This is a genomic window from Haloferax sp. Atlit-48N (assembly GCF_003383015.2).
In the GTDB taxonomy this organism is placed as follows: domain Archaea; phylum Halobacteriota; class Halobacteria; order Halobacteriales; family Haloferacaceae; genus Haloferax; species Haloferax volcanii.
In genome coordinates, this window is sequence record NZ_CP137689.1 from 230428 (window position 1) to 253645 (window position 23218).

The 23218-nt window shown below is 58.5% G+C and carries 28 protein-coding genes; 15 read left to right on the forward strand and 13 right to left on the reverse strand.

The window, feature by feature from the left end; all coding sequences use genetic code 11:
• Positions 1-40 precede the first annotated feature (40 nt).
• Positions 41-1354 (reverse strand): hemolysin family protein, encoded by a 1314-nt coding sequence (locus DEQ67_RS01260; protein ID WP_006600764.1) that lies wholly within the window; start codon positions 1352-1354, stop codon positions 41-43.
• A gap of 260 nt (positions 1355-1614) precedes the next feature.
• Between DEQ67_RS01260 and DEQ67_RS01265 the strand changes: the two genes are divergently transcribed.
• The 3 genes from DEQ67_RS01265 (at position 1615) to DEQ67_RS01275 (ending at position 3074) form a co-directional block, all read left to right on the forward strand.
• The gene (locus DEQ67_RS01265) at positions 1615-1878 is read left to right on the forward strand and encodes a glutaredoxin family protein (RefSeq protein WP_004045367.1); all 264 of its coding nucleotides are present in this window, start codon (positions 1615-1617) and stop codon (positions 1876-1878) included.
• Positions 1878-2384, forward strand: coding sequence for a redoxin domain-containing protein (locus tag DEQ67_RS01270; RefSeq protein ID WP_004045368.1), 507 nt, complete (start codon positions 1878-1880; stop codon positions 2382-2384). The genes DEQ67_RS01265 and DEQ67_RS01270 overlap by 1 nt, the downstream gene beginning before the upstream one ends.
• A gap of 93 nt (positions 2385-2477) precedes the next feature.
• Positions 2478-3074 carry an L-threonylcarbamoyladenylate synthase gene (locus tag DEQ67_RS01275; RefSeq protein WP_049921818.1) on the forward strand — a complete coding sequence of 199 codons (597 nt, stop codon included), beginning with the start codon at positions 2478-2480 and terminating at the stop codon, positions 3072-3074.
• A 72-nt stretch (positions 3075-3146) separates the two neighbouring features.
• Here the strand turns inward: DEQ67_RS01275 and DEQ67_RS01280 are convergent, their stop codons facing one another.
• The gene (locus DEQ67_RS01280; protein ID WP_006600762.1) at positions 3147-3836 is read right to left on the reverse strand and encodes a CRISPR-associated protein Cas4; all 690 of its coding nucleotides are present in this window, start codon (positions 3834-3836) and stop codon (positions 3147-3149) included.
• 137 nt (positions 3837-3973) lie between these two features.
• On the opposite strand from DEQ67_RS01280, the gene DEQ67_RS01285 reads away from it, so the two are divergent.
• A complete protein-coding gene (locus DEQ67_RS01285; protein ID WP_006600761.1) occupies positions 3974-5587 on the forward strand; it encodes a spermidine synthase in 1614 nt (537 codons plus the stop codon).
• Between the two features lie 3 nt (positions 5588-5590).
• The gene (locus DEQ67_RS01290; RefSeq protein ID WP_115860582.1) at positions 5591-5875 is read left to right on the forward strand and encodes a hypothetical protein; all 285 of its coding nucleotides are present in this window, start codon (positions 5591-5593) and stop codon (positions 5873-5875) included.
• 61 nt (positions 5876-5936) lie between these two features.
• Here DEQ67_RS01290 and DEQ67_RS01295 read toward each other — a convergent pair whose 3' ends face one another.
• The 3 genes from DEQ67_RS01295 to DEQ67_RS01305 all read right to left on the reverse strand — a co-directional run bounded on the left by DEQ67_RS01295 (position 5937) and on the right by DEQ67_RS01305 (position 7533).
• Complete coding sequence (locus DEQ67_RS01295) at positions 5937-6128, reverse strand: hypothetical protein (protein WP_115802074.1); 192 nt, start codon at positions 6126-6128, stop codon at positions 5937-5939.
• A gap of 206 nt (positions 6129-6334) precedes the next feature.
• Positions 6335-7366: a tyrosine-type recombinase/integrase gene (locus DEQ67_RS01300; RefSeq protein WP_004045374.1), complete on the reverse strand. Its 1032-nt coding sequence runs from the start codon at positions 7364-7366 to the stop codon at positions 6335-6337.
• The gene (locus tag DEQ67_RS01305; RefSeq protein ID WP_162471309.1) at positions 7363-7533 is read right to left on the reverse strand and encodes a hypothetical protein; all 171 of its coding nucleotides are present in this window, start codon (positions 7531-7533) and stop codon (positions 7363-7365) included. Before DEQ67_RS01305 ends, DEQ67_RS01300 begins: the two co-directional genes overlap by 4 nt.
• Positions 7534-8232: 699 nt before the next feature.
• Here DEQ67_RS01305 and DEQ67_RS01310 point away from each other — a divergent pair.
• Entirely contained in the window at positions 8233-8499 is a 267-nt protein-coding gene (locus tag DEQ67_RS01310; RefSeq protein ID WP_004045377.1) for a hypothetical protein, read from the forward strand.
• Between the two features lie 334 nt (positions 8500-8833).
• On the opposite strand, the gene DEQ67_RS01315 is transcribed toward DEQ67_RS01310, so the two are convergent.
• The 7 genes from DEQ67_RS01315 to DEQ67_RS01345 form a co-directional block, all read right to left on the reverse strand.
• Entirely contained in the window at positions 8834-10060 is a 1227-nt protein-coding gene (locus DEQ67_RS01315; RefSeq protein WP_147301792.1) for a hypothetical protein, read from the reverse strand.
• Positions 10044-10853: a hypothetical protein gene (locus DEQ67_RS01320; protein ID WP_147301793.1), complete on the reverse strand. Its 810-nt coding sequence runs from the start codon at positions 10851-10853 to the stop codon at positions 10044-10046. Before DEQ67_RS01320 ends, DEQ67_RS01315 begins: the two co-directional genes overlap by 17 nt.
• Positions 10850-11530 carry a hypothetical protein gene (locus DEQ67_RS01325; protein WP_147301794.1) on the reverse strand — a complete coding sequence of 227 codons (681 nt, stop codon included), beginning with the start codon at positions 11528-11530 and terminating at the stop codon, positions 10850-10852. The genes DEQ67_RS01320 and DEQ67_RS01325 overlap by 4 nt, the downstream gene beginning before the upstream one ends.
• Positions 11523-11858, reverse strand: a complete 336-nt coding sequence (locus tag DEQ67_RS01330) for a hypothetical protein (RefSeq protein WP_147301795.1) — start codon at positions 11856-11858, stop codon at positions 11523-11525. Before DEQ67_RS01330 ends, DEQ67_RS01325 begins: the two co-directional genes overlap by 8 nt.
• 158 nt (positions 11859-12016) lie before the next feature.
• Entirely contained in the window at positions 12017-12277 is a 261-nt protein-coding gene (locus DEQ67_RS01335; RefSeq protein ID WP_115891755.1) for a DUF7386 family protein, read from the reverse strand.
• 262 nt (positions 12278-12539) lie between these two features.
• The gene (locus DEQ67_RS01340; protein ID WP_115802078.1) at positions 12540-12854 is read right to left on the reverse strand and encodes a hypothetical protein; all 315 of its coding nucleotides are present in this window, start codon (positions 12852-12854) and stop codon (positions 12540-12542) included.
• A 23-nt stretch (positions 12855-12877) separates the two neighbouring features.
• Positions 12878-13081, reverse strand: coding sequence for a hypothetical protein (locus DEQ67_RS01345; protein ID WP_042664053.1), 204 nt, complete (start codon positions 13079-13081; stop codon positions 12878-12880).
• Between the two features lie 117 nt (positions 13082-13198).
• Here DEQ67_RS01345 and DEQ67_RS01350 point away from each other — a divergent pair, with 117 nt between their 5' ends.
• The 9 genes from DEQ67_RS01350 to DEQ67_RS01390 all read left to right on the forward strand — a co-directional run bounded on the left by DEQ67_RS01350 (position 13199) and on the right by DEQ67_RS01390 (position 21068).
• Positions 13199-13597 carry a hypothetical protein gene (locus DEQ67_RS01350; RefSeq protein ID WP_008576937.1) on the forward strand — a complete coding sequence of 133 codons (399 nt, stop codon included), beginning with the start codon at positions 13199-13201 and terminating at the stop codon, positions 13595-13597.
• Entirely contained in the window at positions 13594-13809 is a 216-nt protein-coding gene (locus DEQ67_RS01355; protein WP_115802079.1) for a hypothetical protein, read from the forward strand. Before DEQ67_RS01350 ends, DEQ67_RS01355 begins: the two co-directional genes overlap by 4 nt.
• Positions 13806-14336, forward strand: a complete 531-nt coding sequence (locus DEQ67_RS01360; protein ID WP_115802080.1) for a hypothetical protein — start codon at positions 13806-13808, stop codon at positions 14334-14336. The genes DEQ67_RS01355 and DEQ67_RS01360 overlap by 4 nt, the downstream gene beginning before the upstream one ends.
• Positions 14337-14342: 6 nt before the next feature.
• Positions 14343-16001 carry a hypothetical protein gene (locus DEQ67_RS01365; protein WP_115802081.1) on the forward strand — a complete coding sequence of 553 codons (1659 nt, stop codon included), beginning with the start codon at positions 14343-14345 and terminating at the stop codon, positions 15999-16001.
• Positions 16002-16063: 62 nt separating this feature from the next.
• Positions 16064-16609, forward strand: a complete 546-nt coding sequence (locus tag DEQ67_RS01370; RefSeq protein ID WP_229722526.1) for a hypothetical protein — start codon at positions 16064-16066, stop codon at positions 16607-16609.
• Positions 16603-17400 carry a hypothetical protein gene (locus DEQ67_RS01375; RefSeq protein WP_115891756.1) on the forward strand — a complete coding sequence of 266 codons (798 nt, stop codon included), beginning with the start codon at positions 16603-16605 and terminating at the stop codon, positions 17398-17400. Before DEQ67_RS01370 ends, DEQ67_RS01375 begins: the two co-directional genes overlap by 7 nt.
• Entirely contained in the window at positions 17397-18539 is a 1143-nt protein-coding gene (locus DEQ67_RS01380; RefSeq protein WP_115802084.1) for an ATP-binding protein, read from the forward strand. The genes DEQ67_RS01375 and DEQ67_RS01380 overlap by 4 nt, the downstream gene beginning before the upstream one ends.
• 172 nt (positions 18540-18711) lie before the next feature.
• Positions 18712-19092: a hypothetical protein gene (locus DEQ67_RS01385; RefSeq protein WP_115802085.1), complete on the forward strand. Its 381-nt coding sequence runs from the start codon at positions 18712-18714 to the stop codon at positions 19090-19092.
• Positions 19093-19157: 65 nt separating this feature from the next.
• Positions 19158-21068 carry an AAA family ATPase gene (locus tag DEQ67_RS01390; protein ID WP_158543180.1) on the forward strand — a complete coding sequence of 637 codons (1911 nt, stop codon included), beginning with the start codon at positions 19158-19160 and terminating at the stop codon, positions 21066-21068.
• Between the two features lie 299 nt (positions 21069-21367).
• Here the strand turns inward: DEQ67_RS01390 and DEQ67_RS01395 are convergent, their stop codons facing one another.
• Positions 21368-23098 carry a winged helix-turn-helix domain-containing protein gene (locus tag DEQ67_RS01395; RefSeq protein WP_115891757.1) on the reverse strand — a complete coding sequence of 577 codons (1731 nt, stop codon included), beginning with the start codon at positions 23096-23098 and terminating at the stop codon, positions 21368-21370.
• Between the last annotated feature and the right edge of the window lie 120 nt (positions 23099-23218).

Consider the following 23218-nt stretch of genomic DNA (forward strand, 5'->3'; position numbering starts at 1 on the left):
GGTGTCGGCGGTGGCGACTCCGTCGCGTCGTCAGGTCAGGTCAGGTGTCGGGCTCGACTTCCGCTTCCTCGTCGCCGCCGTTCTCCTCGTCGTCGTCGCCGTTGCCGTCGGCGGCTTCGATGCCCGCGTTGGTCCGGATGCGTGCTTTCATGATGCGCGTGTTGTCGACCTGCTCGATGCGGATGACGATGTCGTTGTAGCTGATTTCTTCGCCCTCCTCGACGAGGCGGCCGGCGCGGTTGAAGATGAAGCCGGCGAGCGTCTCGAACTCCTCGCCTTCGGGGAGTTCGATGTCGAGCATCTCGTTGACCTCGTCGATGTTGACCTCGCCGCGGACGAGGTAGGTGTTCTCGTCGACCGACTCGAACGGCTCTTCCTCGTCGCCTTCGAGGATGTCGCCGACGATTTCCTCGACCATGTCTTCGAGGGTGATGAGCCCCTCGGTGGTCCCGAACTCGTCGATGACGACGACCATCTGCATCCGGGTGTCCTGCATCTCGGCCATCAGTTCGTCGACGTTCTTCGACTCGGGGACGTGGAGCGTCGGCGAGACGATGTCGGCGATGCCGACGCCGCGTTCGCCGTAGTACTTCTCGCGGACGAGGTTTCGGATGTTGACGATGCCGATGATGTTGTCGAGGTTCCCGTCGTAGACGGGGACGCGCTCGTGGTCGGCCTGCACGCACGTCTCGATGGCCTCGTCGATGGTCGCGTCCTTCGGGACGGCGGTCATGTCGAGGCGGGGCGTCATGACCTCCTTGGCGATAGTCGAGTTGAAGCGGAAGATGCGGTCGAGCATCTCGCGTTCTTCCTCCTCGATGACGCCCTCGCGCTCGCCCGTCTCGATGAGGTTCTGAATCTCGTCGCGGGTGACGTACGTCGTCTCGATGGCGGTCTGCCCGCCGGTGACGCGGTTGACGAGCCGCGTCAGGTGGTCGAACAGGACGACGAGCGGGAGCAACAGTAGCTCGGCGTACTTCAGGGGGCGTGCGATACGGAGCGACCACGATTCCGTGTTCTCGACGGCGTAGGACTTCGGTGCGCTCTCACCGAACAGGAGGACGAGCGTGGTGATACCGAACGTCGAGATGAGGACCGACTCGCCCGCGCCGAAGTCGAGGACGGCGAGGAGCCCGGTCGCCAGCGACGACATCGCGATGTTGACGATGTTGTTGCCGACGAGGATGGTCACGAGCAGGCGGTGCGGGTCGTCTTTGAGCGACTTGACCCGCTCCGCGCCCGGAATCCCCTCTTCGACCATCGAGTCGACGCGGTGCTTCGCGAGCGAGAACATCGCGATCTCGGACGAGGAGAAGAACGCCGAGAGACCGACGAGAACGATAATCGCAGCCACGCCGAGGACTGTGATCGTCGTGTCGTCCAGCGGAATATTCGAGACCTGTGCGGCCGCGAGTGTCGAGGCTGGAGGTAACTGTATCGGCGGCAAACCCATGTAACTACACTGTCTTGCGCGGGACCGGAATTAAGAGTTGCCCTCGACACTGCCTCGGCCGGCGCGTCGTTCGTTCTCCCCGGTCCGGCCGTCGAACCGATGTTGCGGCGCGGATGCCCGCGAGCGAAGGGCTTAGGCGACGCTCTTCCTAACAGCCGCCCATGGCAGACGAGCAACCGGCGATTACGCTGTACCGACTGCAAGCGTGCCCGTTCTGCGAGCGGGTCGTCCGCACGCTCGACGAACAGGGTCTCGCCTACCAGTCGCGGTTCGTCGAGCCGATGCACTCCGACCGGAACGTCGTCAAGCGCGTCTCGGGCAAGCGCTCGGTCCCGGCCATCGTCGACGACAACACCGGCGTCACGATGTCCGAGTCGGCGAACATCGTCGACTACCTCGAACACACCTACGGGGAGGGAGCTTGATGCCGGAGTTCGATGTCGTCTCCCTGCCCGACCACGACGCCCCGTCCGTGGGCGACACCGCCCCGGACTTCACCCGCCCGCTCGTCAACGCGGAGTTCTGGGAGGACGCCGCCCTCTCGGACCTCACCGACGACGGGCCCGTCCTCCTCGTGTTTCACACGATGGCGGGCGCGTTCCCCGCGACGTACGTCTGGAACGAACTCCGCGACCGCGGCGTCCCCGACGAGGTACAGACGGTCGGCGTCTCCATCTCGTCGCCGTACGAGCACAAGTCGTTCCTCGCGGAGCGCGGCGTGGACGCCCGCCTGTTTTCGGACCCCGCGGCCGGCGTCGCCGCCGACTACGACCTCGAACACGACCTCGACGGCATGGCCGGCGTCACCGAACACCGCCCCGCCGTGTTCCTCCTCGACGAGGAGCGGACGGTCCAGTACCGCTGGGTCGCCGCGGAGTGGCCGGACTTCCCGGACTACGAGGGCATCGCCGACGCCCTCGACGACCTGTAAGCCGCTTCCCGACGCTCGCCGCGTCGACCGCATTCGCCCGCGCGGAATCGCCGTTTCGTCACGCTTTTTCGCCCGTTGCGCGTCGGTTCGTACATGAGCGACGACGTACAGCGTGCCGCCGCCGCCATCCGCCGCGGCGAGGCGGTCGTCTACCCGACCGAGACGGTCTACGGCATGGGCGCGGACGCGACGAACGCCGACGCGGTCGAACGCGTCTTCGACATCAAGGGCCGCGACCGAGACAACCCGCTCTCCGCCGGCTTCCCCGACGTGGACGCCGCGCTGGAGTTCGTCGAGGTCGACGACCGCGAGGAGGCCTTCATGCGCCGGTTCCTCCCCGGTCCGGTGACGGTCGTCGTGGAGCGACGCGACAGCCTGCCGGACGCGCTCGTCGCCGGGAAAGACCGCGTCGGCGTCCGCATCCCCGACCACGAACTCGCGGTCGACCTCTTCCGCGCGGCCGGGACGCCGGTCACCGCGACCAGCGCCAACCGCTCCGGAACCGGGAGCATCACGCATCCCTCGCAGCTCTCCGACGAGATTCGGGACGCGGTCGCCGTCGTCCTCGACGGCGGGACGACACCCGGAACCGAGAGCACCGTCGTCGACCCCGGCCGCGGCGTCGTCCACCGCCGCGGCGCGATGGCCGACGACATCGAGGCGTGGTTAGACGAGCACGACGACGCGTAACCCGACGGGCGCGACGACGAGGGCACCCCTGAGCCACGCGGACGCGACCCGGAGTCACCGCGGACGCCGCCCTCATCGACCGAGTAACGACGACAGCGACCACGTTTTCACGCCGCAGCGCTCCCGATAGGTACAGGACTCGCATTTCGCGGAGTCGCGGAGCCGCGACGGGACGAAATCGAGGTCGCGGGCGACGCGGAGCGCCCGCCGATAGGCCGCCTTGTTCCCCGTCGTAAGCCTGACCGTCCGGACGACGCCGACCGCCGGGTACTCGACCAGCGCCCGCGGCACCGGTGCCTCGCGCTCCCACGCGAGCGCCTTCGCCAGCGCGACGGCCCTGACGCGCTGGGGCTCCCAGACGCCGCGCTCGGGCGGTTCGCCCGGCGAGACGAGCGAGGGAACCGGCACTGGCGGTCGGTCCCCCTCGCCGTCGGGCGCGCCGACGAGTTTGTGCGCGACGCCGCGGCAGTCCTTGCCCGCGAGGAGTTCGTCGCGGGCGACGGGGTCGGTGAGCGCGTCCCAGTCGTCGCGCTCGCGGAGTCGGGCGAGGCGCTCGCGGTACGCCGCGGGCGACACCGAAATCGGCCGCGACGCGAGTTCGTCGTCGGTCGCGTCGAGCAGGTCGGGGTAGTCGAAGGCGAGCGCGCGAACCTCGCGGACCGCGGGCGGCGGCGTTCGGTCGTCGTCGCGGCGGGCGTAGTAGAGCTGTCGCGGGCAGTACGCGGCGCGAGCGAGGTCGGAGGCGGCGACGAGAGCGGACACGGGAGGGCTGGACCCGGCATCGGACAAGAACGTTCGCGCGAGCGCGCCGCGGAGGCGGCGGGTCCCGAACCGGACTCGCGTCGTCTGATTCGCCGCCGTGCGTGAATTAATACGGTCGTGTCCCTTGGCTTACTGACATGGCATCGACCGCCGCCGGCTCGTGGCTCCGGATGACGCGGCCCGAACTCGCCGTGTTCGTCTCCGGGGTCACGAGCATGGGTCTGGAGATTCTCGCCGGGCGAATGGTCGCTCCCGAGTTCGGCAGCAGCATCTACACGTGGGGGAGCATCATCGGCGTCTTCCTCGCGGCGCTGAGCCTCGGCTACCACCGGGGCGGACAGCAGGCCGAACAGGCGTCGAACGGCGCGCTCGCCCGTGTCTTCATCGGCACGGCGGCGTACATCGCGGGCGTCATTCTCCTCGGCGACCTGTTCATCCAGTCGACCGCCGGCCTCCCCGTCCCGAGCCGATTCGCGTCGCTCCCCGCCATCACGCTCCTGTTCGGGCCGCCGACCTACTTCCTCGGCTTCATCAGTCCCTACGCGGCGGAACTCTCCGGGCGGACCGACGTGGGGTCGGCCTCGGGGCACGTCTACGCCGTCGGCACCGTCGGGAGCATCATCGGCGCGTTCGCCACCACGTACGTTCTCATCCCGTCCCTGAGCGTCACCAACATCGGACTCGTCTTCGGCCTCGTCTCGGTCGTGACGGCGCTCGCGCTCGTCCGACCCGAAATCGGTCGAGAGGAAGCGGTCTGGAGCGTCGGCATCGCCGCCGTCCTCGTCCTCGCGTCCGCGACCGGGGGCGTCGGTCTCGACTCCCGCGGCAGCACCGTCTACCACACCCAGACTGCCTACCAAGAGCTTCGCGTCGCCGACGCGGGCGGGACGCGGACGCTCTACCTCGACGGCCAGCCCCACAGCGCGATGGACCTCGACGACCCGACGCGGCACGTCTTCGACTACACGTCGTACTTTCACGTCCCCTTCCTGTTGTCCGACGATATCGACCGCGTGCTGTTCGTCGGCGGCGGCGGGTTCACCGGCCCGCGCGTGTTCTTGGAGAAGTACCCGAACGTGACCGTCGACGTGGTCGAACTCGACCCCGAAGTCGTCGACGTCGCCGAGGAGTACTTCCGCGTCGAGGAGTCGCCGCGACTCAACGTCCACACGATGGACGGCCGGCAGTATCTCCGGGAGACGAACCGGACGTACGACCTCATCGTCCTCGACGCCTACCAGAAAGACAAGGTCCCGTTCCAGCTGACGACACAGGAGTTCATGCAACTCACGTCGGACCGCCTCGACGACGACGGCGTCCTGTTCGCCAACGTCATCTCCGCGCCCAGCGGCCCGGCCTCGCAGTTCTACCGCGCGGAGTACAAGACGATACAGTCGGTCTACCCGCAGGTGTATAGCTTCCCCACCGCCGGGCGCGTCGTCGTCCAGAACATCGAGGTCGTGGCGACGAAAGACGAGACGCTCGTGACCGCCGAGGAGCTTCAACGTCGGAACCGGAACCGGAATATCGGCATCGACCTCGCGGCCGAACTCACATCGTACCGGAACGACGAACCCACCGACGACGTGCCGCTCCTCACCGACGACCGCGCCCCGGTCGATAGCCTCTTGGACCCGATGGTCGGCCAACGCTACGTCGTCCAGCGGACGAACGAGACCGAACAGCGCGCGGCCGACAGGAACGCCACTACCCGGAGCGCGGTCGTCGGCACGGCCGTGAGGGCGGCGTAGGCGATGGTCCACGACAGAATCCACGCCAGAGAGCCGACGCACGACCGCGACCGCTGGACCGAGGGCGTCGTCGAGTCGACCGTCGAACGCGACGGCCATTGGGTGGCCCGCGCGCGCCCGGCCGGCAGCGACCGACCGGCTGACGAGACGGTCGAACGTGCGGGCGACGGCTCGGTCGAACTGGTCGTCACCTTCGCGGTCCGCGACCTGTTTCTCCGCCGACTCGATGTCGACGCCGGCGAGCCGCCCGTCGGCTGTCGATTCTGGTATCGAACCGAGCGGCGGTAACTCTGCGGCCGCACACTCGACCTGACGGCCAGAAAAACGGGCCGGACGGGGGCGATGCCGGTTAGTTCGTCGCTTCGAGGGCTGTTTGATACATGCGCGGCCCGGCGACGGCGGCCGTTCCGAGCACCATGAGCAGAGCACCGACGCCGAGGCGCTGACCCGCGGCGACCGCGGACGCGACCACGCCGGTCACGACCGCGAGGCCGGCGAGGAACATGACCCCGCCGAGAACATCGAGCGGCTGGATTGACATCTCAGTCGAGACGTTTCCCGCTCGTTGCAAAAGTCTTCCCGCCGCCGTCTCGTGGTTCTCGTTCCTGCGGCCCTCTCCCGAACACGACATGCGGCACTCACGTATCAGGTCAGAGTCAAAATGGGACCGCCCGGGCTGTCCTTACCCATCAGTAGCCGACTCTCCACTACCTCTATCGGTCGAACTGAGATATTCCTACTCATGACTCATTCAATCCGGAGTTTGTCCAGGTGAGGACGGCGGCGCAGCTCCATCCGTTCGCGCTGGGACGCTTTGTCGTAATGCTGTTCAATAACCTCCTGAGACGCATTCACGCGCTCCGCGGTCACCTCCGCAGGGAACCCGCGATCTCTGTGCCACGTAATCGAACCCGTCCGAATGTGGTGCGGTGATCGAGAAGACGGACACTTGCTACCCTGCGTGTATGACCCCGCGAACTCGCAGGAATCCTTCTCGTACTCGTGCGGGCACGGACCGGCAACACACGGCTGCGTCGCCTGATACATCCACCCCCGAAAACCGTTCTTCGAGATACGAGTCCCGTGATGCGTCACGAACAGCGGAGAGCGACCGAAGTCGTCGTGGCCATCCGGCCGGAACTTCTCGATGTAGGTGTTCAGCGACTCGACGACCTCCGGCAAGAGCGAAACCGTACGTTCGCCATTCATCTGATTCTTCAGCGGCGTCTCGGACTCCGGCCGGTGGACGAACTCGACGTACTGCTCATCGGGGTAGTAGTCGCGCAGATCAAGCCCGCGAAGGGCACCAAGACGAGCGCCCGTGTGCCACGCGAGTTCGAGAACCGCGTGGAATCGAGTCCCGCGGACGCTACTGTGTGACCGGTAGTACCGAAGCAATCGAAGCGCGTCGTCGGGAACCAACATCGTGTCTCGCGACCGCTCCGACATCGGGACACTCGGCACGTGGACCTTCTTCGAGAGACCGTCTTCGACCGCCTCGATGCGCTCGAGGTACTCGATGAACCCGAGTAGCGTTTCCATCTCGCCATGGAGAGTGGGTGAGGCGATACCCTGACCGGCGCGAAAGGCCTCGAACTGCTCGAACGTCCACCCGTTCAGGTCAGAGACGCGCTCGATATTCTGGTCCTCACACCATTCGACCCAGAGCTTCAGCCGGTATCTGTAGGTCTTGATGCTCGACTCCGAGAGTTCCGTCCCACGACGGTCAAGATAACGACGAACGGCCTCGCGGGGCTTGAGTTCTGAGGGTCCGTTCATGGCTCACCCCACCCGTCGAAGACAGACATGGCGCATCGCCAATGCAGGTAGTAGTCGTCGACATCGTTCCGGTCGGCGGTGAACCTGTACTCCGCTTCGACAGAGACGTAGTCCTCAGACGGATCGACTTCCATCCGACAGACCGCACACGTTGGGTAGTACGTCATCTGCATCCTCCGCTGTGTTCAGGGCAGACCGGAACCATTCGCGGATAATACTCGTCTTCGGTCGAGAGATCGAAGCCGTCGCACTCCGTCGGCTCCAGAACTCGCCCGCAGAAGTGACACTCGACCCACTCGGTCAGCGGATCGATGAACGCAGGACGAGTAGAATCGGCTTGCCCGCCGTCGGTCACGAGCTGACTTTCGACGCGGCGGCACTCAGAACAATGACCGTCGTCATCGAGACCGCGGAGTCTGTCACACGCGCGGCAGGGACGCCTGCACGCGGAGTGGCTCATCTGTCGACCTCCAGCACCGCGCACTTCCGACAGACGCTCAGGCGAGTCTCGGCATCGACGCCGACTGCCGGGCGGAGGAGACAGATCTCACACGTGGACTCGTCGCCCTTATCAAACTGTGCTGCATCGGTCGCTATGCGGGTGGTAACACCCGTGGTTTTGGCTTCCGTCATGGCTATTGACGGACCCTTCCTGAGAGCGGTGCTGGACCCACCGCGCTCAGGGCCTACAAAAATCATCTCCAGCCGACGGTGTCTCTCAGGGTTCCGTGAGTCTACCATAACACTAACTGTGCATAAATGCACCGTTAGTTTGAGAACAGATGTTTGGATTGCTAAAGCACGATTCGTCGGCAATAGACCAAACCAGCGTATACGTACACGTAATGAGAAAGTCTGCATCGTGGATGACGATATGGGACGACCGAATCCTCGAGTGGGCACGGGAACACGAGTCGGCGAGCGCCGCCGCGATGAAAGACACCGAATACTTCCAGGTATCTCGTTCGTCGCTCTCACGGCGGCTCTCGAAGCTAAACGAGAAGGGGCTACTCCAGCACCTCGGGAATGGTGTCTACGTCATCACGGCCACCGGCGAAAGCTATCTTGAAGGAGAGCTCAGCGCCGAAGAACTGAACGGCGAGAATGGTGAAGAGGGCTCTGCGTCCGCGTGACGCAATCTGTGATGCGGAAGTCAGGTGACTGGATGACCATCTGGGATGACCGGATTCTCGAGTATCTTCTCGAGCACGGCTGGGGTTCCCCGGAGACGATCCATTGGGAGATCGGTCGCGAGACGACGCTTCATCAGATTCGAGAACGGTGTCGTGTGTTGTGTCACGCTGGGCTGGCGTCGCCGTTTGTCGACGAGCCGAGTGCCGATATGTTCGAGATTACGATCTGGGGGCAGTTGTATCTCGAAGGAAAGGTGAATGCGGGCTTGATTCGGCCGCTTCCGAAGCCGAGACCGCCAGACAAGGTTCGACCGAGCAATTGGGCCGGCTTCGTCTAATCTAGAAACCACCATCCAGGAAACCCATCTCCGGCCTCTAATTCTGCTTCTGTGGATGTTGATATATCCCAGCTGAATATGAACCAACCATACAGATATGGGCCAAAACTAACAACAGTAGTAGCAACGATAATTAACAGAGTAAGGAAAAATAATATTGTCGAGACAAGTTCAATCCCAACAGAGATGTTGGTTTGTGCTTCGATGTATGACTGAACATTTGAAAAATTGAATAGTAACGAAAGACCTCCAGCTAGAGCAGCTATTGTATTGGCGGCAGCTGCCTTCCCTCTGGTTCCTTCTTTCGATTTCTCGACATTCCCATATGTCGTGACTTTTTGTCTTATCGTTGTAACCAAATGTTTGATATCTGGGTCATCCTCCACAGAATGAATCTTATCTCCATGAAAGAGATGTATGTGCCATTTATTTGACCTTTCGCATTCACATACTAATACAGACCTTTCATCAGAAACAGCCGCAAAATCGGCGTTCTTCGTTTTAATTCCGTACTTTCTAGCTGCGTCTATAACTGATGGATCATGTATAATGTTAAAACCTATCTTGTCAAGATATTTTTCAATTGATCGAGTCGCATTCTGCTTAAACCCTTCCACAGAGCTATAATCACAAATATTACTGTAATGGCTACTCTCCCATTTCTGGAGCAGGGTTCTGAAATTTTTCAAGAACTTTTCCTCAAAAAATTCGTGCCAAAAGAATCCGATATCGTCAGTTATCGACTTTGAAGTAGTGAAGAATGAAACTCTGAACTCTAGGTTTTTTGGATTAATATCGTATTCTGTGAATCTTGACTCGTCGAAGAAAACTTTGAACCGGACATCGCTTTCATCATAAACTGCTTTTACAGTAGCGGGATCGGAACCGTCAATTATCTTAAAATAATCGAATATGTCTTCTTCGACCACCCAGTCCACCCATTGTTCAATAGCACCTTGTCTGTCTATTGAATATTCTACTATCTGTTCACAATCTCCGATTGGGCATCCACAAACTGCAGGTGGCTCTCCGTGATTTGGACATACATACGATTTTGAAGTTGAGAAATAGCGATTGAGATTGTCAAATACGCGGGTATCGATATCGTTTGTCGAGAGGCAGTCAATAACATCTGGTTTGCGAAGTCGGATCTGAGTGACATCGCTAATCGAGTCTTTAAGTATACAATCCCGAAGCGCTGTAAGTTCAGGTTGAGAGACCATATCGTTGGACTGTTGAATCAATCACATTGAGTGGTTGTTCCCAATCTGACTCAAGTATATAATTAAGGCTATCAACGAGGTCAGACTTATCGATATCGTCGATATCGTTTACTCTACGAGAATATTCGAAGATGAACTCCTGGACTTTTGAATCATCGTCGATTGGAAGTTCTGTAGAATCAGAGCTTGATATCCAAGGAGTATTTTCAGAATCTGGAAGTCCATTTTCGCAGATCGACACGGCGAGGTTCGCAAGAATAGACGTATAAATAGAAATTTCATGGTCAGATAGCACGTCTGTGTCGAAGTAGTGTTCAATTAGGTCTGTCAATTGATCCTTCACCCCTTGTTCAAAACTATCTTTATCTCGGGTAGGACGCGTTGCAAACTTGTCTTCTGTGAATTCAGATAGCAACTCCCCTAGTGGTGTTAAGAAACCGTCGTGCTCCATTATGAGTGTGATCTCGTCACAGACCCTGTCAAGTAGCTTTGGTAGAACTGGTGTTTGACAGTTTAACTTGCCGTCTTCATAGATCGTGAGTAAAACTTCACGGTCTGGCTCCAGTTGTTCTCCATCATACATTACTTGGAACTTTATCGCCACTATTTCGCCATAGTCAGACGTGGCCTTGACCGGCGGGGAGTCATAAAAGTTCCCACTACTTGACCCGCTAAAACTCGCCCGTTTCACCTCAGTTGCTTCTAGGCTGTAGTTCAATCCAGAAACATCGCCTTCCATTTGTCGATGCAGCAATAACAGCTCAGTTTCGTTTAATTGGATCTGTTCAGTCATGGCTGATGTCCGATCTCGGTGATTGCTTCAACAATCCCTTTCTGTAGTTTTTTCTTGGTTCCTGTGAAGTTTGATACAGCAACTAATCCGCTATCACAGTATACACGTGCCTCGATCTTATCTTGAGAAGGTGCCCGTACAGAGTAATCAGAACCATATTCAGACACCACCTTTCCTTCTTTAATTATCTGTATTGGAATATCATCATCAGCGGAGAGTTCGTTATAGTCTACAGAACTTTTGAATTGGAGATCGATGATTTTCTCCTTATCGTCCTCCAATTTGTCACTCAAAAATACAAGATAGTCATCCTGATCAGTTAGTTCAGAAATATTCTTTCCTTTGTATTGTGAAGTAGAATCATCTAGTTTCGAATATGATATGTTTCCTGGAATTTGAAAGAGACGATAATTGAAGTTGTCTCCTCTTTTCCCTTCTTCAGCAAACAAAGTCTCGACAAAATCCTCAAAATCGTCTGATTCCGAGTTCGCTTCTAAACGATAAAACAGAACCTCCTTCTTCTGTTTTAACAGCTCAGAATGATCATCGACCCCAATTTCATTGCAGAAACTCCTGATCGTCCCGTTTCCACTATTTAGGGCACTAGCAGGAATCCTATCAATCATCTCTTGGGTGCTGTACTCTCCCTGCCTAAACAGGTGGATATTTTCACTCATCCTCTGGTAGATAAAGCGGTGTGTTTTCTGCGTGCTTGACCATTTTATCCTGCCATTTTCCAAGGTCGTCGGATGCTTCCATGAGAACCGATTGTGGCTTTAAGAACTCCTCATACGCATCCTTGATGTCTTTTTTTCTGACGGTCTTATACCCCCTCTCTTGACTCAGTTCCCCGGCCCGTCGTGAGACCATCTTTGCAACTGCCTCCAGTTGGATCTGGAGCAAATTCGTCCCCGCTGTAGATGCCTGTAAACTAGATTCACCTCGTATCACTTTTCTCGTAGGATCGTGTGGGACAAGATCATACTCCGAATCATTACTAACCATGTCACGATGGTAATGTCATAGTGTTAAATAGTTTTGCAGAATAGATGGATTTTCTTACTGACACCTAATCGAATAGCATAGGGTTACTTAGGGAATTCTACAGAGATGGTGGTAAGTTGGTACCCAATAATTGAGGCCGATTATTCTTTGAAACAACATTAACGCCACCTGCTCTCCAAACTCGTCCGATACCGCATCCCCAACACCGACGTGTTGCAACAGTCTTTCACGGTCTGTGGCGGGTGCGAATCCCGAACGTTCTCGAGGTTCTCGTAGCTCTCGATCAAGTGCGTGAGCGCTGCGTCAATCACGTCACTCCGTGGCGGGTCATCTGACACGTTTCGCGCCACGATCTCGCTCGCTTTGTCGAAGAGCAGCTGCCGTTCGTCGGTCAACTTCAGGCTGGTTCGCTTGGTCATTTATGAATCACCGTATGCACCGGGGGTCGGTTTGCGTGAATCTCGAGTGAACGAGTCTCGATTCTTCTTATACTTCGGTTGACCCATGACCGCGATCGCGTCGGCCACCTGGTCGAATCGGTCTGAATCTATGCACGGTACTCGCTGTCGACGGCGGTGAAGGTGCATACATCGAGGATGCCGTATACATTCACGCCTGACCCCGTGGGGGCGGGATTGAGAAGGGGTCTGCACGGGGTTACCGGAGTGTCTTGAGTAGTCTCTACTCGTCATGGTCCTCACCTCCATCAGTTGCCGCGAGTTCGGGTGGTGACTCTCTCGAGTAGAAGTGGTTCGCGGCGTACAAGGCGAAGACAACGACGAGAATCGAGAGCACCGGGAGGTACGTCGGAACGGGCTGGTACGCTGGTGTGTTGACCATCTGTCTGCCGTCGAAGTGCGAGTTCATCGGAACATCGAGGGCAGCGCTCGGAACAATCCAGACACCGACCCAAACACCCGTGACGAACATCGTCGAGGCGCTGAGGGTGGTCAGTATCTTTTCTCGGTCTGTGAAGCGGTTGAGTAGAGTCGTCATAGTGAGCACCCGTCTGAAACGGCCTACTGAAACACCTCGTCGAGCTCTGGGATGCCGTCGGAATCGACTGCGCGCACGAGGTACGAGCGCTTCCCAACCCGCTGAATGTGCATCTCTTGGTCATCTGGGACTACTCCATCCTCGTCGAGGACGCCGTCCATCCGTAGTTCGTCCTTGTCGAGCGACACAGTTGGGGTTCCTTCTCTATCGCACAGTTTGCGGAACATTGTACACGGGGCGGGCCACCCGCCTAGATAAAAATGTTCCTGCTGTGGTCCTCCCGTAGCCAAAACCCTGAATGATACGACGTGCCGGGTGGCCGCCATCACCGTATCATGTCCGTAATGGAGTTCGACCCGGAGGACGCCGCGGCGCTCGTCGCGACGTTCATCGGGACGACGGCAATGGCAGGAATCGCATCGTGGTCGCTGTTCGACGTGACGCTCTCGGACGTGGCGTTCCAACTCGCGGGCAACGACGTGACGCTGGCGACGCTCCTCACGTTGGTCGCGCTCGGCGTCACCATCCTCACGAACGACAACGCCGAGCTGTCCAACCTGCACCAGCAGGCGCAGGAGCTCGACAACTACTACTACTACAGCATCGTCGCCTCGGTTGGCCTGTTGGTCGGCTGGGTCTTCTTCGGTGACGTGAGTTCGTTCGTGCAGTCGCAGGACCTCTGGGGCGTCGGCTACGTCGCTGTGAGTCTCACCGCACAGATGGCGATCGGGTGGATGCTATGAACCTCGATCTCGACGACTTCGATCTCGAAACGGTCGCAATCATCGGCGCGGGCGTCGGATCGCTCGACGCTGGTCTGTCGGCCGCGACTGACATCACGCTCCTGTCGGATCTGCTCGGTGGGAGCGTTGAAACTGGCCTTATCGCGGTCGGCGTGGCTGGTGGTGTCGTCATCGCGGACAAGCTCGGCTTCGTTGAGGTGTTCGAGTCGTGAGGCGCGGCAGCGCAACCCTCGCGCTCGTCGGTCTTCTGGTCGCAGCTGTCGCCGCAGTCGCCTTCGTCGGTCTCGGTGCAGCGACTGTGACGACCGACTCAGCGAACTTCACGAGCGTCGGCAACGACTCGCTCGCAAACCAGACCATCGACGTGACGAACGACACGCGGAGTCTCTACGTCGAGTTGGACAACGACACCGCGACTGCTTCCGAACCCGTCGAAGTCGCGGTCTTCGAAGTCGACGCTGACGGTAACGAGACCGAAGTCGACCGCGTGCAGATCTCTGCAGCGGACGGGACAACCGAACTCTACGAGTTCGATGCCCTCGACCCGACGAACGTCTCGACCTACCGCGTCGAAGTGCTCGGGACTGCATCGGCGATTGACTCGTCTGCCCTCGACGTGGGGACGGTCGCGGCAGTCTCGTCCGGCGGCGGCTTCTTCGGTGGCTCCTCCGGTGGTATCGGAATCGGTGCGATTGCAGTCGTCGGAATCGGCGGCTATCTCGCGCTCAAGGAGGACTGACTTCTGATGCTCCGACTTGCATCGACCTATGCCGCCGTTGGTCTCTCGGTGGCCGCCGCCTACCTCGCCGGGGTCCACGGTGAGACGCCGGCCGCCCTCGCGGTCGGACTGGTCGCCGCCGTCTTCGTCGCTCTCCGAGTGTCGATGATGGACTGGCGGCCGCACGTCTCCCTGCTCGACGCCGCCCCTCGCGGGGTCAAGGTCATGGGCAAACAGACGGCCGCCCTCGCGCTCGTCGGGATGCTCATCACGACTTCGACCGTCGCCCCTGTCGGGGCCGCGACCGGAGACCAGTGTTCGACGCTCGACGGGTTTATCTACGATATTCTCAACTTCCAGCCGTTCGATGGGAACGCAGACAACCCGTGTTCGACGCGGTATCAGGTGAACAGCGCCATCGAGGAGATGGAACAGTCCGACGCGAATCAAACGAAGACCGACATCTATAGTGCGGGTACTTCGGTGAAAGCTCAGGAGGAGGTATTCAAATCTACGTATGGGAACTACCTCAACGATTCGCAGTCTGTCGCATGGATGAAGGCCCAAGTTGCTGTCGCTGAAGCGTATGAAAACGGTTCTTCAAAGGCACAAGCGAGAGTAGCCGCGAAAGAAGCGATAGCCGATTACTACGCTACAAGACAGATAAACTTCATCGAGCAATGGAATGTTTCACAGGGACAGATTTGGACGCTCTACCAACAGGCGGAGCAAGAGGATGGAATCTCGACTGGTTCGCTTGGCTACATCACGTTCAACGACCTTAGCGACGCCAACCCAGACCGGTCGTTCCCTGCATCTGTCGAGAGTCAGACCCTGACGCTTGTGAATGGGTCTACCCGTCAGGCCCACTTGTGGCGTGTCGAGAATGGGAACGGTCCTGACGCAAGTGGGACTATCGGCATAACCAACATCGACTACTCAGGCAACCTCGCAGGGGCCTACATCAAGGGTCCAGATGCCAGCTACGACCAGCTTCAGGCCTCCGATTTCTATTATTACTACAATACGTGGCCTCGGTTCCAGACCCTCAACGACAACCTCCAATCTGAGGCAGACAACTTCGTCAATGCCACCTACGACGACTTCGCATCCGGCGAAATCAACGCATCCGACGTTATCAGCGCGAACACGGCAATGTTCGAGTACGGAACAGAGACGGGAGATAACTCGTCGCTCTACTCTTCGACCGCCGCGCTCGCGCTGATGGGCTTCGACACGCCCAACCTCAACTCGTCGGGGCTGATGAACGTCACCTATCAAGGCCAGACGTATCAGGGCCTCGTGCTTGCTCGAAGTGCCCCCGGCGGCGCGTGGACCGCGAACACGACGTACAACACCTCCAACATCACTGGACCGGTGTTCCTCGCCGCTTCCGACGGGAGGAAAATCGACTTCGACGACAACACCGACTTCACAATCAACGGGATGGTCTCGAAGGACGGCACGAAGATTCAGACACAGAACACCACCAAGTACGTCTACCAGACGGCGAACACCTCGGAGTTGCTGGAGATGCAACGTCAACTAACGGAACTCCGTGCCGAAATCGAAGCGCGAGAGGCATCGGTCGGGGGTGGTGGCGGCGGAATCCCGCCGCTCACGACCGAGAACAAGGCCCTCATCGCCCTCGTTGCTGTCGCTGTTATCGTCATTATGCGCGAGTAGCATCGACCACCGACCAACCCATCTTTCGGACACTAATGCGCCGAATCATCCTCACAGTCATCATGCTCATCGCAGTCGTATCGCCCGCACTCGTCGGCACAGCCGCCGCGCAGTCTTCCATGAACGGGACAGCGACCGCCGCACCAAGCACGCCCGAAGCAACTCAGACTATCGAACTCTCTCCGACGACGCGAATCAAATCGTGGTCGTTCTCGAATGGGACGTTCTCGCTCGTCGTCGAGGCTGACATCCCGACACGGATCGCCATCACCGACGCTGGTGAACTCTCTCGGATTCTTTCCGAGGGAGACGGTGCAGCTGCCGGGAAAGCCCGCGTCCGACGCATGACCTTGACCCCCGGAACGACCGTCGTCAAGTTCCGCGCCGAATCGGTCGGCGACGCGTCGGCAATCACCGTCTCTTCGAGCAACGCAGACGGCATCGTTGCTATCCGCTCCGACGCGATCAAGGCTGGAAACCCGCCCGTCGAGTACGGGACAGTCCAGACACTTCTCGCGTCGACGGCGGTCGCCGCGGCCGGTGGGACCTTCCTGTGGGTTCGCAAGAAGCGCGACGAGAAGCAACTGGAGGTTGAGCGGGAATGGTGAACGACTGGGTGAAGCTCGGCGGTGTGGGCGCTGTTCTCGCCTACTTCGGCGGGTATCAATTCCCCGAGTGGGCACCACTCGCCGCGTCGGGTCTCGTCATCGCTGGAATCGGTGCGCTGTTCGCGACGGGGAAGATCAACGATCTCCTCCCCGACCCACCGCGGGTGCGTCTCGTGCAGGTGAACGCGAACAGCGACGACCCGCTGGCGTGCTGGTCTCTGTCTCCGGACAAGTTCGCAGAGATGCAGGTTGAGTGGGGCCCGCTGTATCCACACGAGCAGGCACACGGCGATGTGTACGAGTGCTACGCGTATGATCCGTCCTCGAACGTCGCAGTCGGAACGTGGCGGCGTTCCCTCCCCGGTTCGTCACTCGTGGGGCGACACGACACGGACGACGTTCTCGATGTAGTTGGAGAGCTTCGCGGCGACCTCGAACCGGCGGCGCGGAGAGGACAGGAACTCCGGCAGGCGCTCCCAGCTATCGTGAGGAGAGTGAAGCACGATACGATGGAGGCACAGAACGCTGCGCTCGACCCATCGGCACCGATGATCACCGACCAGCCGACGGTCGACGAGATCATCACGTCCGAACTCCCCGAAGAACTCCGTCCCGGCCGGCTGCAGAACGGTGACCTCCGTGATCTCCTCGAGGCCGCGAGCGACCAGGACGACAATCAGGGTGACTGGGGCGATGGTCTCGGGATGATTCTCGACGACGACGACCTCCCCAATGATGCGCTTGAGCCCGTCCCCACCGATCCGCTCGTTAACGACGGTGGTCACCGATGAGCGGGCGCAAGCAGGGTGATTCGGCTGTCTATGCCGCGGCACAGGGCCGCGAGTTCCTGCGGGGTGCGCTCCGCGACAAGAGCAACGAGTACATCCGTGAGTTTGCCGGGATGATCGACGATCCTGACGTGCTCGACTTTCTGAATCGCTACTGCTCGATCTACGAGGAGCGCGGCAAGAACTTTCTCGAGACTCACGTCGGTCGGCACGTCGTCCGGTCGGCCGCAACGTCGATGGCTGACCGTGCGTACCGCGAGGGGAACGTCTCACAACTCCAGGGCATGGTCGGACTCACCAACCAGAAGCGGGACGGCTCCGAGGCTATCGTCGAGGCAGCGAAGCGACTCGCCGACGAAGGTGCGATCTACCTCGTTCTCGGTCCGCCGGGCGCTGGGAAGACTGCATTCGCGCTCGACGTGGCGCGCGTCTTCGGTTCTCTCACCGGTGGAACCGTCCTCGCGAACGTCGCGTGGGACGGCGCAGACCGGGTGACGACATCTTCCGGATCGATGCTCGACGCGATGGGTTCGACCGATGGGCAAGTGCTACAGCTCATCGACGAGGCGGGGCAGTCGCTCACGTCTCGCGGAGCTGAGGCAGCGATCACCGACGAGTTCGTGAAATCGCTGAAGTACGTCCGCAAGAAGGAGGACGGCGATACCTACGCGAAACGTGGCTCCGTCCTGCTCATCGGACATACGAGAAAGGACACCGCCGCCGAGATTCGTCGACTCGCGTCGGGCGCGTTCGTCAAACCCACTCGGAACGATCCCGGCCGCGTTGTCTTTCTCGATTCCGAGGGTGGTGCAGACTCGTTTGAGGAAGCCGCCGAGTTCACCGGCGTCACGGATACGCGTGAGAAGTACGATGAACACGAAGCGTCTCACTTCTCGGTGACGCTCGACGACGACGGTGACGACCAGGACGACTCGCCAGACCCGAACCAGATCCGATGGGAGTCTGCCGTGGCGACCGTGATCAAAGCGTGCAAGCCGTGGGATGAAGAAAACGGGATGAGCTATCCTGACGCGGCCGAACTCGTCAGCTTCGGAGATTCATGGGTTGGGAATCGCGTCCGCGAGTGGAAACGTGGCGATCATCGAGATATCGTAAGCAGTCCGGAGAGTGATTTCGAGTGACGGCGGTAACTTACAGCAGTCGCCACCACCATCGACCCCCCGGACGGCGTATAATTACTTATCTACTGATGCGCCGCTGGCTGCCCCCGGTGGTGGTCCGGTCCCGACCGAACCGGGATTTTCGACGAAAGTCGTGTGTCGAGTGCCGAATCGAGGCGGTGGGTCAAACAAAATGAATCGCTCGCGGAAGGCAGCACGCTACGGTCGGCTCGCCGAAGAAGCGGCGCGGCGAATCTATGACCTCGACGCCGACCACGCGAGTTGGCACGACGCCCGCACGTCGGACGGTAGGCCCGTCGAGACGAAGGCGGCGATGCTGAACCGTGCAGATGGAACAGAGGGACGGTTTCGGATTTTCGAGGACTACCACGCGAAACTGGTGCAGCACGATGGTCTGTACGTCTTCATCCCCTATCTCGCTCGTGGCCGCGGAATACAGGTCGTTGACGCTCGTTCAGTAGAGGCGTCTAAACTACGGCTCAACTTCTACGGCGCTGGTGGACACCGAGAGTCACAACAAGTAAAAATCCATCCGCATCGCGTCTTCTCCTGAAATTCGCCTGTTGAAATATCAAAGCGAAGATACCTTTAATGTTGATTGGTGCGTGGGTTGTGACCATGGAATTAATCGGAGTTGAGATTCGTGGATTCCGTCGATTTGGTGATCCGGTCAATGTTCGCCTTCTTGAGGGTGTTATTGCAATTGTTGGTCAAAATGAGGCAGGGAAGACTTCATTCTTGGAAGCTTTAGAGGAGCTAAATAGTCAGGATGAGGTTGCGAAGCGTGACCGGACTCGTCGAATTGATACCGAGACTGAGGTCAAAGTGAGATTTGAGCTAGATGAAGATGACTGGGCAGACTTGCAACCTATTGACGGCGCTGAGGATATTGAGCAATGTACTCTATCCAAGAAGGAAAGAGGCGAAATTGTTGTCAATCTTGAGCCTGCACCGAGTCACGATCTCGAGCCTCGAAAAAATGTGCGCTCCAGAATGAAGGAGTTCACCGAATCTGACATTTTCTCTGACAAAATAGGTGGGAGAATGAAGTCTGAGATACAGAGTCTGGTGGATATACTAGACTCGGATGAGGATTACTTGGAATCAGATATTCTCGCTTTGATGAAGGGTCCAATAACCCATCTTGAAAGTTTGGCTCAGAAATCTGATACTGAGGAATATGATGTCAAAATGGTGTCTGATCTCAAAGAAGATATGGAGCGTTTGATTGAACATGAGGAGCAGTCCTCCCCAGAGAAAGCAAGAAGAATATTGCGTCAACGCCGTCCTGGTTTCATCAGATTTGATGAGGAGTGCCGAGATTTGAAACCGATTTATGATTTGAAAGAGGAGGTACCAGGCCCACCAAAAGCTCTAGACAATTTAGCGGAGTTAGCAGATTTAGATCTAGAAACTCTTCGAGATGCGGTTATCGAAGAAAACATTGCCTTTAGAGACGACCTACTTGAATCGGCTAACGACGCACTTAATAGCAAATTCTCGGAGGCTTGGGTTCGGAGCGACGTTGTTCCAGTTTTGAGCGTCGATGGAACTGTACTGCATGTCAATGTCCGGACGCCTGATGACAGGAACCGAGCACCAATTGACCAGCGAAGTGAGGGTTTGCGCTGGTTCATAGCACTTGTCTCTTTCTTGAACCAGAAGGGGGCCACACAACCAGTTCTGCTAGTAGATGAGGCAGAGAGCCATCTCAGCTATGATGCTCAAGCTGAATTAATTGAAGTCCTCGAGACGCAGGATATTGCTCAAAAAGTGATATATACTACTCACTCCGCTGGTTGTTTACCTTCAGATTTAGGTAGGGGAATTCGACCAGTCATCACTCAAGAAGGAGAAAGAAGTGATATTAGGAATGGATTTTGGATGGATGGTCCAGGATTTAAGCCGATTATGGGGGCAATGGGATTAGGTCCTCTCGCGTTTTCTATGACTCGAAACGCATTGATAGCAGAAGGTCCGAGCGAGACGATACTTCTTCCCACCTTGATTCGGCAAGCCACCGGAAAGTCTGAGCTCCAATATCAGGTAGCGCCTGGAGCATCAAATGTAGGTGGCGCGGGACTTCCAGAATTGCTGTCGGAGACTGGTCGGTCAGTAATCCTGCTTGATGGTGATGATGCCGGAGTAAAATCAAAGAAGACGCTTACTGACACAGGAGCTGATCCTGAGAAAGTAAGGACCTACAGAGATTTTGGAGGCGAACCGCTTGTATTTGAGGATCTTATCGACCCTGGGATCTATACAGAAGCAGTGAATGAGGAACTTAATACTTGGCAGAACCCCGACTCTGACCTAGTTTCTAGCGATCTACCAGATATGAATCGGGTTGGGGCTGTTGAACAGTGGTGTAACGACCAAGGTTTGGATAGTCCGGTTAAAACAAATGTTTGCCAGCGATTGGCTGAGAAAGCATCTCAAGGAGAACAAGTAGTGGATTCCGACAAGACGCAAGTTCTCATAGAATTGAATGATTGGGCGGAAGAACACTTCGTTCTTTTCACAAATTGAAGAACAATATTCAAATATACAAAACCAAATTTTTCGCGCGCCTCGTGGAACCGGCGCGTCCGCGGTTCTGCGTGCGTAGCTGTGCGGTGTATTTTGGTCAGGTGGCGTTAGCCACACATGCTAAGCGACGCGCGGCCACCCCCCGGCCGCCGAGTCTCGGCGAAGGCTACGAAGTCGAGAAGCAACGAGTGAATCTTTCGAAGGAATGTGTCTCGAAAGCAGTTGTCGACAACTGATTCCGGACTCAAAAGGCCGAAAATAAGATTCGTTGGTAGTGATGCCTCTCGCTGGACCCCGCGCTACGTGTCGTCGCGGTCCTCCGTGGGCTGTGGAAGGCCCGCTTTCCACGCTTCCCAATCCACGCTCTCGACCTTCTCCCGAACCGAGCGTACGTCGAGATTGGTGATGTTGCCCGTGGTGAGCTGAAGGTCGGAAAGGATCGTCGTGTGCTCACCTCCGAGGTGGTCGTGGTAGGTCACGGTCACTCGGCGCAGCGATGTCCACCGGTCGCGGGCCGCACGCTTGATGTCGCGGAGCATGTCTGTCCGGTCCTCCCAGTCGGTCGGTCGATACTCGACGTGTATCTCGTCGCGTCGCCGGTCATGCTCGACGACGCGGGCAGCGTACCGGTTCTTCATCTCGGACCACTCCGACCGACGACGGCCCGCAGCCGCGTCAGCGGCGGTCATCACGGCGTCTTCCATCGCGGTCTCGAAGTTCTCCGCAGCGGCTCGGACACGAGAGAGAAGCATGTTTTGCATGTGCTTACTCCCGATTTCGAGTTTCCCCGCGGCGTCGGCCACGATGCCTTCGCACCTGTTGACGTACCGCCGAACGGTGCGGTAGCTCCACCCGGTTCGCTCGGCGAGTTCTTCGCGCGTCGGTTTACCACCGTCTTCGATGAGACTGCGAGTGAAGTCCCGGTCAGATGTCCTCATATCGCCCCAAATTCGCATCACGACGTGTTCCTGCTCGTCCTCGATTTCCGGCAGCGGACAGTCAACGAGACGGCGAGAGCGGCGCGTCTCGCTCTCCGCGTCGAAGTGTACGTCTGACTCAAACACCTCGTCGTCGGCGCGAGTGGTGAGTCCTGCCCAACTGAGGTAGTTCAGTAGCGTCTCGTCGAGTTCACGCAGCGCGTCGTCGAGGTCAGACCAGTAGACCGTCTCGTCGGTGATGCTGGTCTGAAGTGAGACTTCGACTTTCGGATTGTAGAGCGGGTGGTCCTCGTCGAACTGCTCGGGATTCAGCGGGTAGTAGTGTTTGGCCTCCTTCCCGAGTCGGTGGCCCCTGATAATGTCGCCAGCGCGTTCGTCGGTGATGTGTGTCGAGACGTAGTAGCCGGGGATTTTTCGGTGGTCCTCTTTGTGCATCCGGTAGCCCGACATACCGCTGGTCATCACCGAGTGAGTTCGGGCGATTGGTCCATCCGGGGCGTAGATAGCTCCCGAGTGTTCACGCGAGAGGCGGACGTAGACGGCGAGGTCCTGAACGTTGCTCATCTCGTGTGGCGTCTGGAAGTATCGACGACTCACACCGAAGGCTTCCATCGCGGTCTGAACGAGGTCGTGGTAGAGGTGGTGGTCGATGTTCGACGCCTGAATCTGCACGTCTATGTAGGGGCCTCCAAGATTCGGGATTCCTCGGACGGGCTTCCCGTCCTTGGTCATGTCCGGCCACCGAGGGCGAATCGTCATCGTGCCGCCCGTCGTCCGGGCAGACTGGTCGGCGGGCTCGTCGTCGTAGAGCGAATCATCCGCGACGAAGTAGATACGGAACAACGGGACCGTCTGAAGCTGGTAGTCCTCGTGGTCGCGAGGGTCGATGGGTTGCACGTCATAGTCGTAGGCGAGGTGCCACGTCTGGTTCCGCCAACTGACCTTTCGAGTAGGCTTCCCGGTGGTCTGCCAGCCGTCGTAATCCTTCCTGACGCTATCGAGCGCGAAGTACGGCTTCAGTCCGTGCTCGTCAAAAATCAGATGAACGTCGCCCTCGTGCGGCTGCGGATCGATGAACGGGGCGGCCGTCATCGGTGGCCTCCAGCGACGTGAGCGGGTTCGGTCACCGCTGGTCACCTCTCACGAGGTCGTGGCCGCAGTAGTCACAGCGGAACAGCGTCTTCGATTCGTGACCGCAGGCAGGACATTCGA

What these genes read in the sequence shown, in the direction of transcription:
- DEQ67_RS01350 (WP_008576937.1), top strand. Translation starts at nt 13,199, where the DNA reads ATGGAGTTCGACCCGGAGGACGCCGCGGCGCTCGTCGCGACGTTCATC.
- DEQ67_RS01385 (WP_115802085.1), top strand. Translation starts at nt 18,712, where the DNA reads ATGAATCGCTCGCGGAAGGCAGCACGCTACGGTCGGCTCGCCGAAGAA.
- DEQ67_RS01275 (WP_049921818.1), top strand. Translation starts at nt 2,478, where the DNA reads ATGAGCGACGACGTACAGCGTGCCGCCGCCGCCATCCGCCGCGGCGAG.
- DEQ67_RS01315 (WP_147301792.1), bottom strand. Translation starts at nt 10,060, where the DNA reads ATGGTCTCTCAACCTGAACTTACAGCGCTTCGGGATTGTATACTTAAA.
- DEQ67_RS01295 (WP_115802074.1), bottom strand. Translation starts at nt 6,128, where the DNA reads ATGTCAATCCAGCCGCTCGATGTTCTCGGCGGGGTCATGTTCCTCGCC.
- DEQ67_RS01395 (WP_115891757.1), bottom strand. Translation starts at nt 23,098, where the DNA reads ATGACGGCCGCCCCGTTCATCGATCCGCAGCCGCACGAGGGCGACGTT.
- DEQ67_RS01365 (WP_115802081.1), top strand. Translation starts at nt 14,343, where the DNA reads ATGCTCCGACTTGCATCGACCTATGCCGCCGTTGGTCTCTCGGTGGCC.
- DEQ67_RS01370 (WP_229722526.1), top strand. Translation starts at nt 16,064, where the DNA reads ATGCTCATCGCAGTCGTATCGCCCGCACTCGTCGGCACAGCCGCCGCG.
- DEQ67_RS01335 (WP_115891755.1), bottom strand. Translation starts at nt 12,277, where the DNA reads ATGACCAAGCGAACCAGCCTGAAGTTGACCGACGAACGGCAGCTGCTC.
- DEQ67_RS01265 (WP_004045367.1), top strand. Translation starts at nt 1,615, where the DNA reads ATGGCAGACGAGCAACCGGCGATTACGCTGTACCGACTGCAAGCGTGC.
- DEQ67_RS01300 (WP_004045374.1), bottom strand. Translation starts at nt 7,366, where the DNA reads ATGAACGGACCCTCAGAACTCAAGCCCCGCGAGGCCGTTCGTCGTTAT.
- DEQ67_RS01290 (WP_115860582.1), top strand. Translation starts at nt 5,591, where the DNA reads ATGGTCCACGACAGAATCCACGCCAGAGAGCCGACGCACGACCGCGAC.
- DEQ67_RS01310 (WP_004045377.1), top strand. Translation starts at nt 8,233, where the DNA reads ATGACGATATGGGACGACCGAATCCTCGAGTGGGCACGGGAACACGAG.
- DEQ67_RS01270 (WP_004045368.1), top strand. Translation starts at nt 1,878, where the DNA reads ATGCCGGAGTTCGATGTCGTCTCCCTGCCCGACCACGACGCCCCGTCC.
- DEQ67_RS01320 (WP_147301793.1), bottom strand. Translation starts at nt 10,853, where the DNA reads ATGACTGAACAGATCCAATTAAACGAAACTGAGCTGTTATTGCTGCAT.
- DEQ67_RS01375 (WP_115891756.1), top strand. Translation starts at nt 16,603, where the DNA reads ATGGTGAACGACTGGGTGAAGCTCGGCGGTGTGGGCGCTGTTCTCGCC.
- DEQ67_RS01305 (WP_162471309.1), bottom strand. Translation starts at nt 7,533, where the DNA reads ATGACGTACTACCCAACGTGTGCGGTCTGTCGGATGGAAGTCGATCCG.
- DEQ67_RS01340 (WP_115802078.1), bottom strand. Translation starts at nt 12,854, where the DNA reads ATGACGACTCTACTCAACCGCTTCACAGACCGAGAAAAGATACTGACC.
- DEQ67_RS01345 (WP_042664053.1), bottom strand. Translation starts at nt 13,081, where the DNA reads ATGTTCCGCAAACTGTGCGATAGAGAAGGAACCCCAACTGTGTCGCTC.
- DEQ67_RS01390 (WP_158543180.1), top strand. Translation starts at nt 19,158, where the DNA reads ATGGAATTAATCGGAGTTGAGATTCGTGGATTCCGTCGATTTGGTGAT.
- DEQ67_RS01285 (WP_006600761.1), top strand. Translation starts at nt 3,974, where the DNA reads ATGGCATCGACCGCCGCCGGCTCGTGGCTCCGGATGACGCGGCCCGAA.
- DEQ67_RS01355 (WP_115802079.1), top strand. Translation starts at nt 13,594, where the DNA reads ATGAACCTCGATCTCGACGACTTCGATCTCGAAACGGTCGCAATCATC.
- DEQ67_RS01330 (WP_147301795.1), bottom strand. Translation starts at nt 11,858, where the DNA reads ATGGTTAGTAATGATTCGGAGTATGATCTTGTCCCACACGATCCTACG.
- DEQ67_RS01325 (WP_147301794.1), bottom strand. Translation starts at nt 11,530, where the DNA reads ATGAGTGAAAATATCCACCTGTTTAGGCAGGGAGAGTACAGCACCCAA.
- DEQ67_RS01380 (WP_115802084.1), top strand. Translation starts at nt 17,397, where the DNA reads ATGAGCGGGCGCAAGCAGGGTGATTCGGCTGTCTATGCCGCGGCACAG.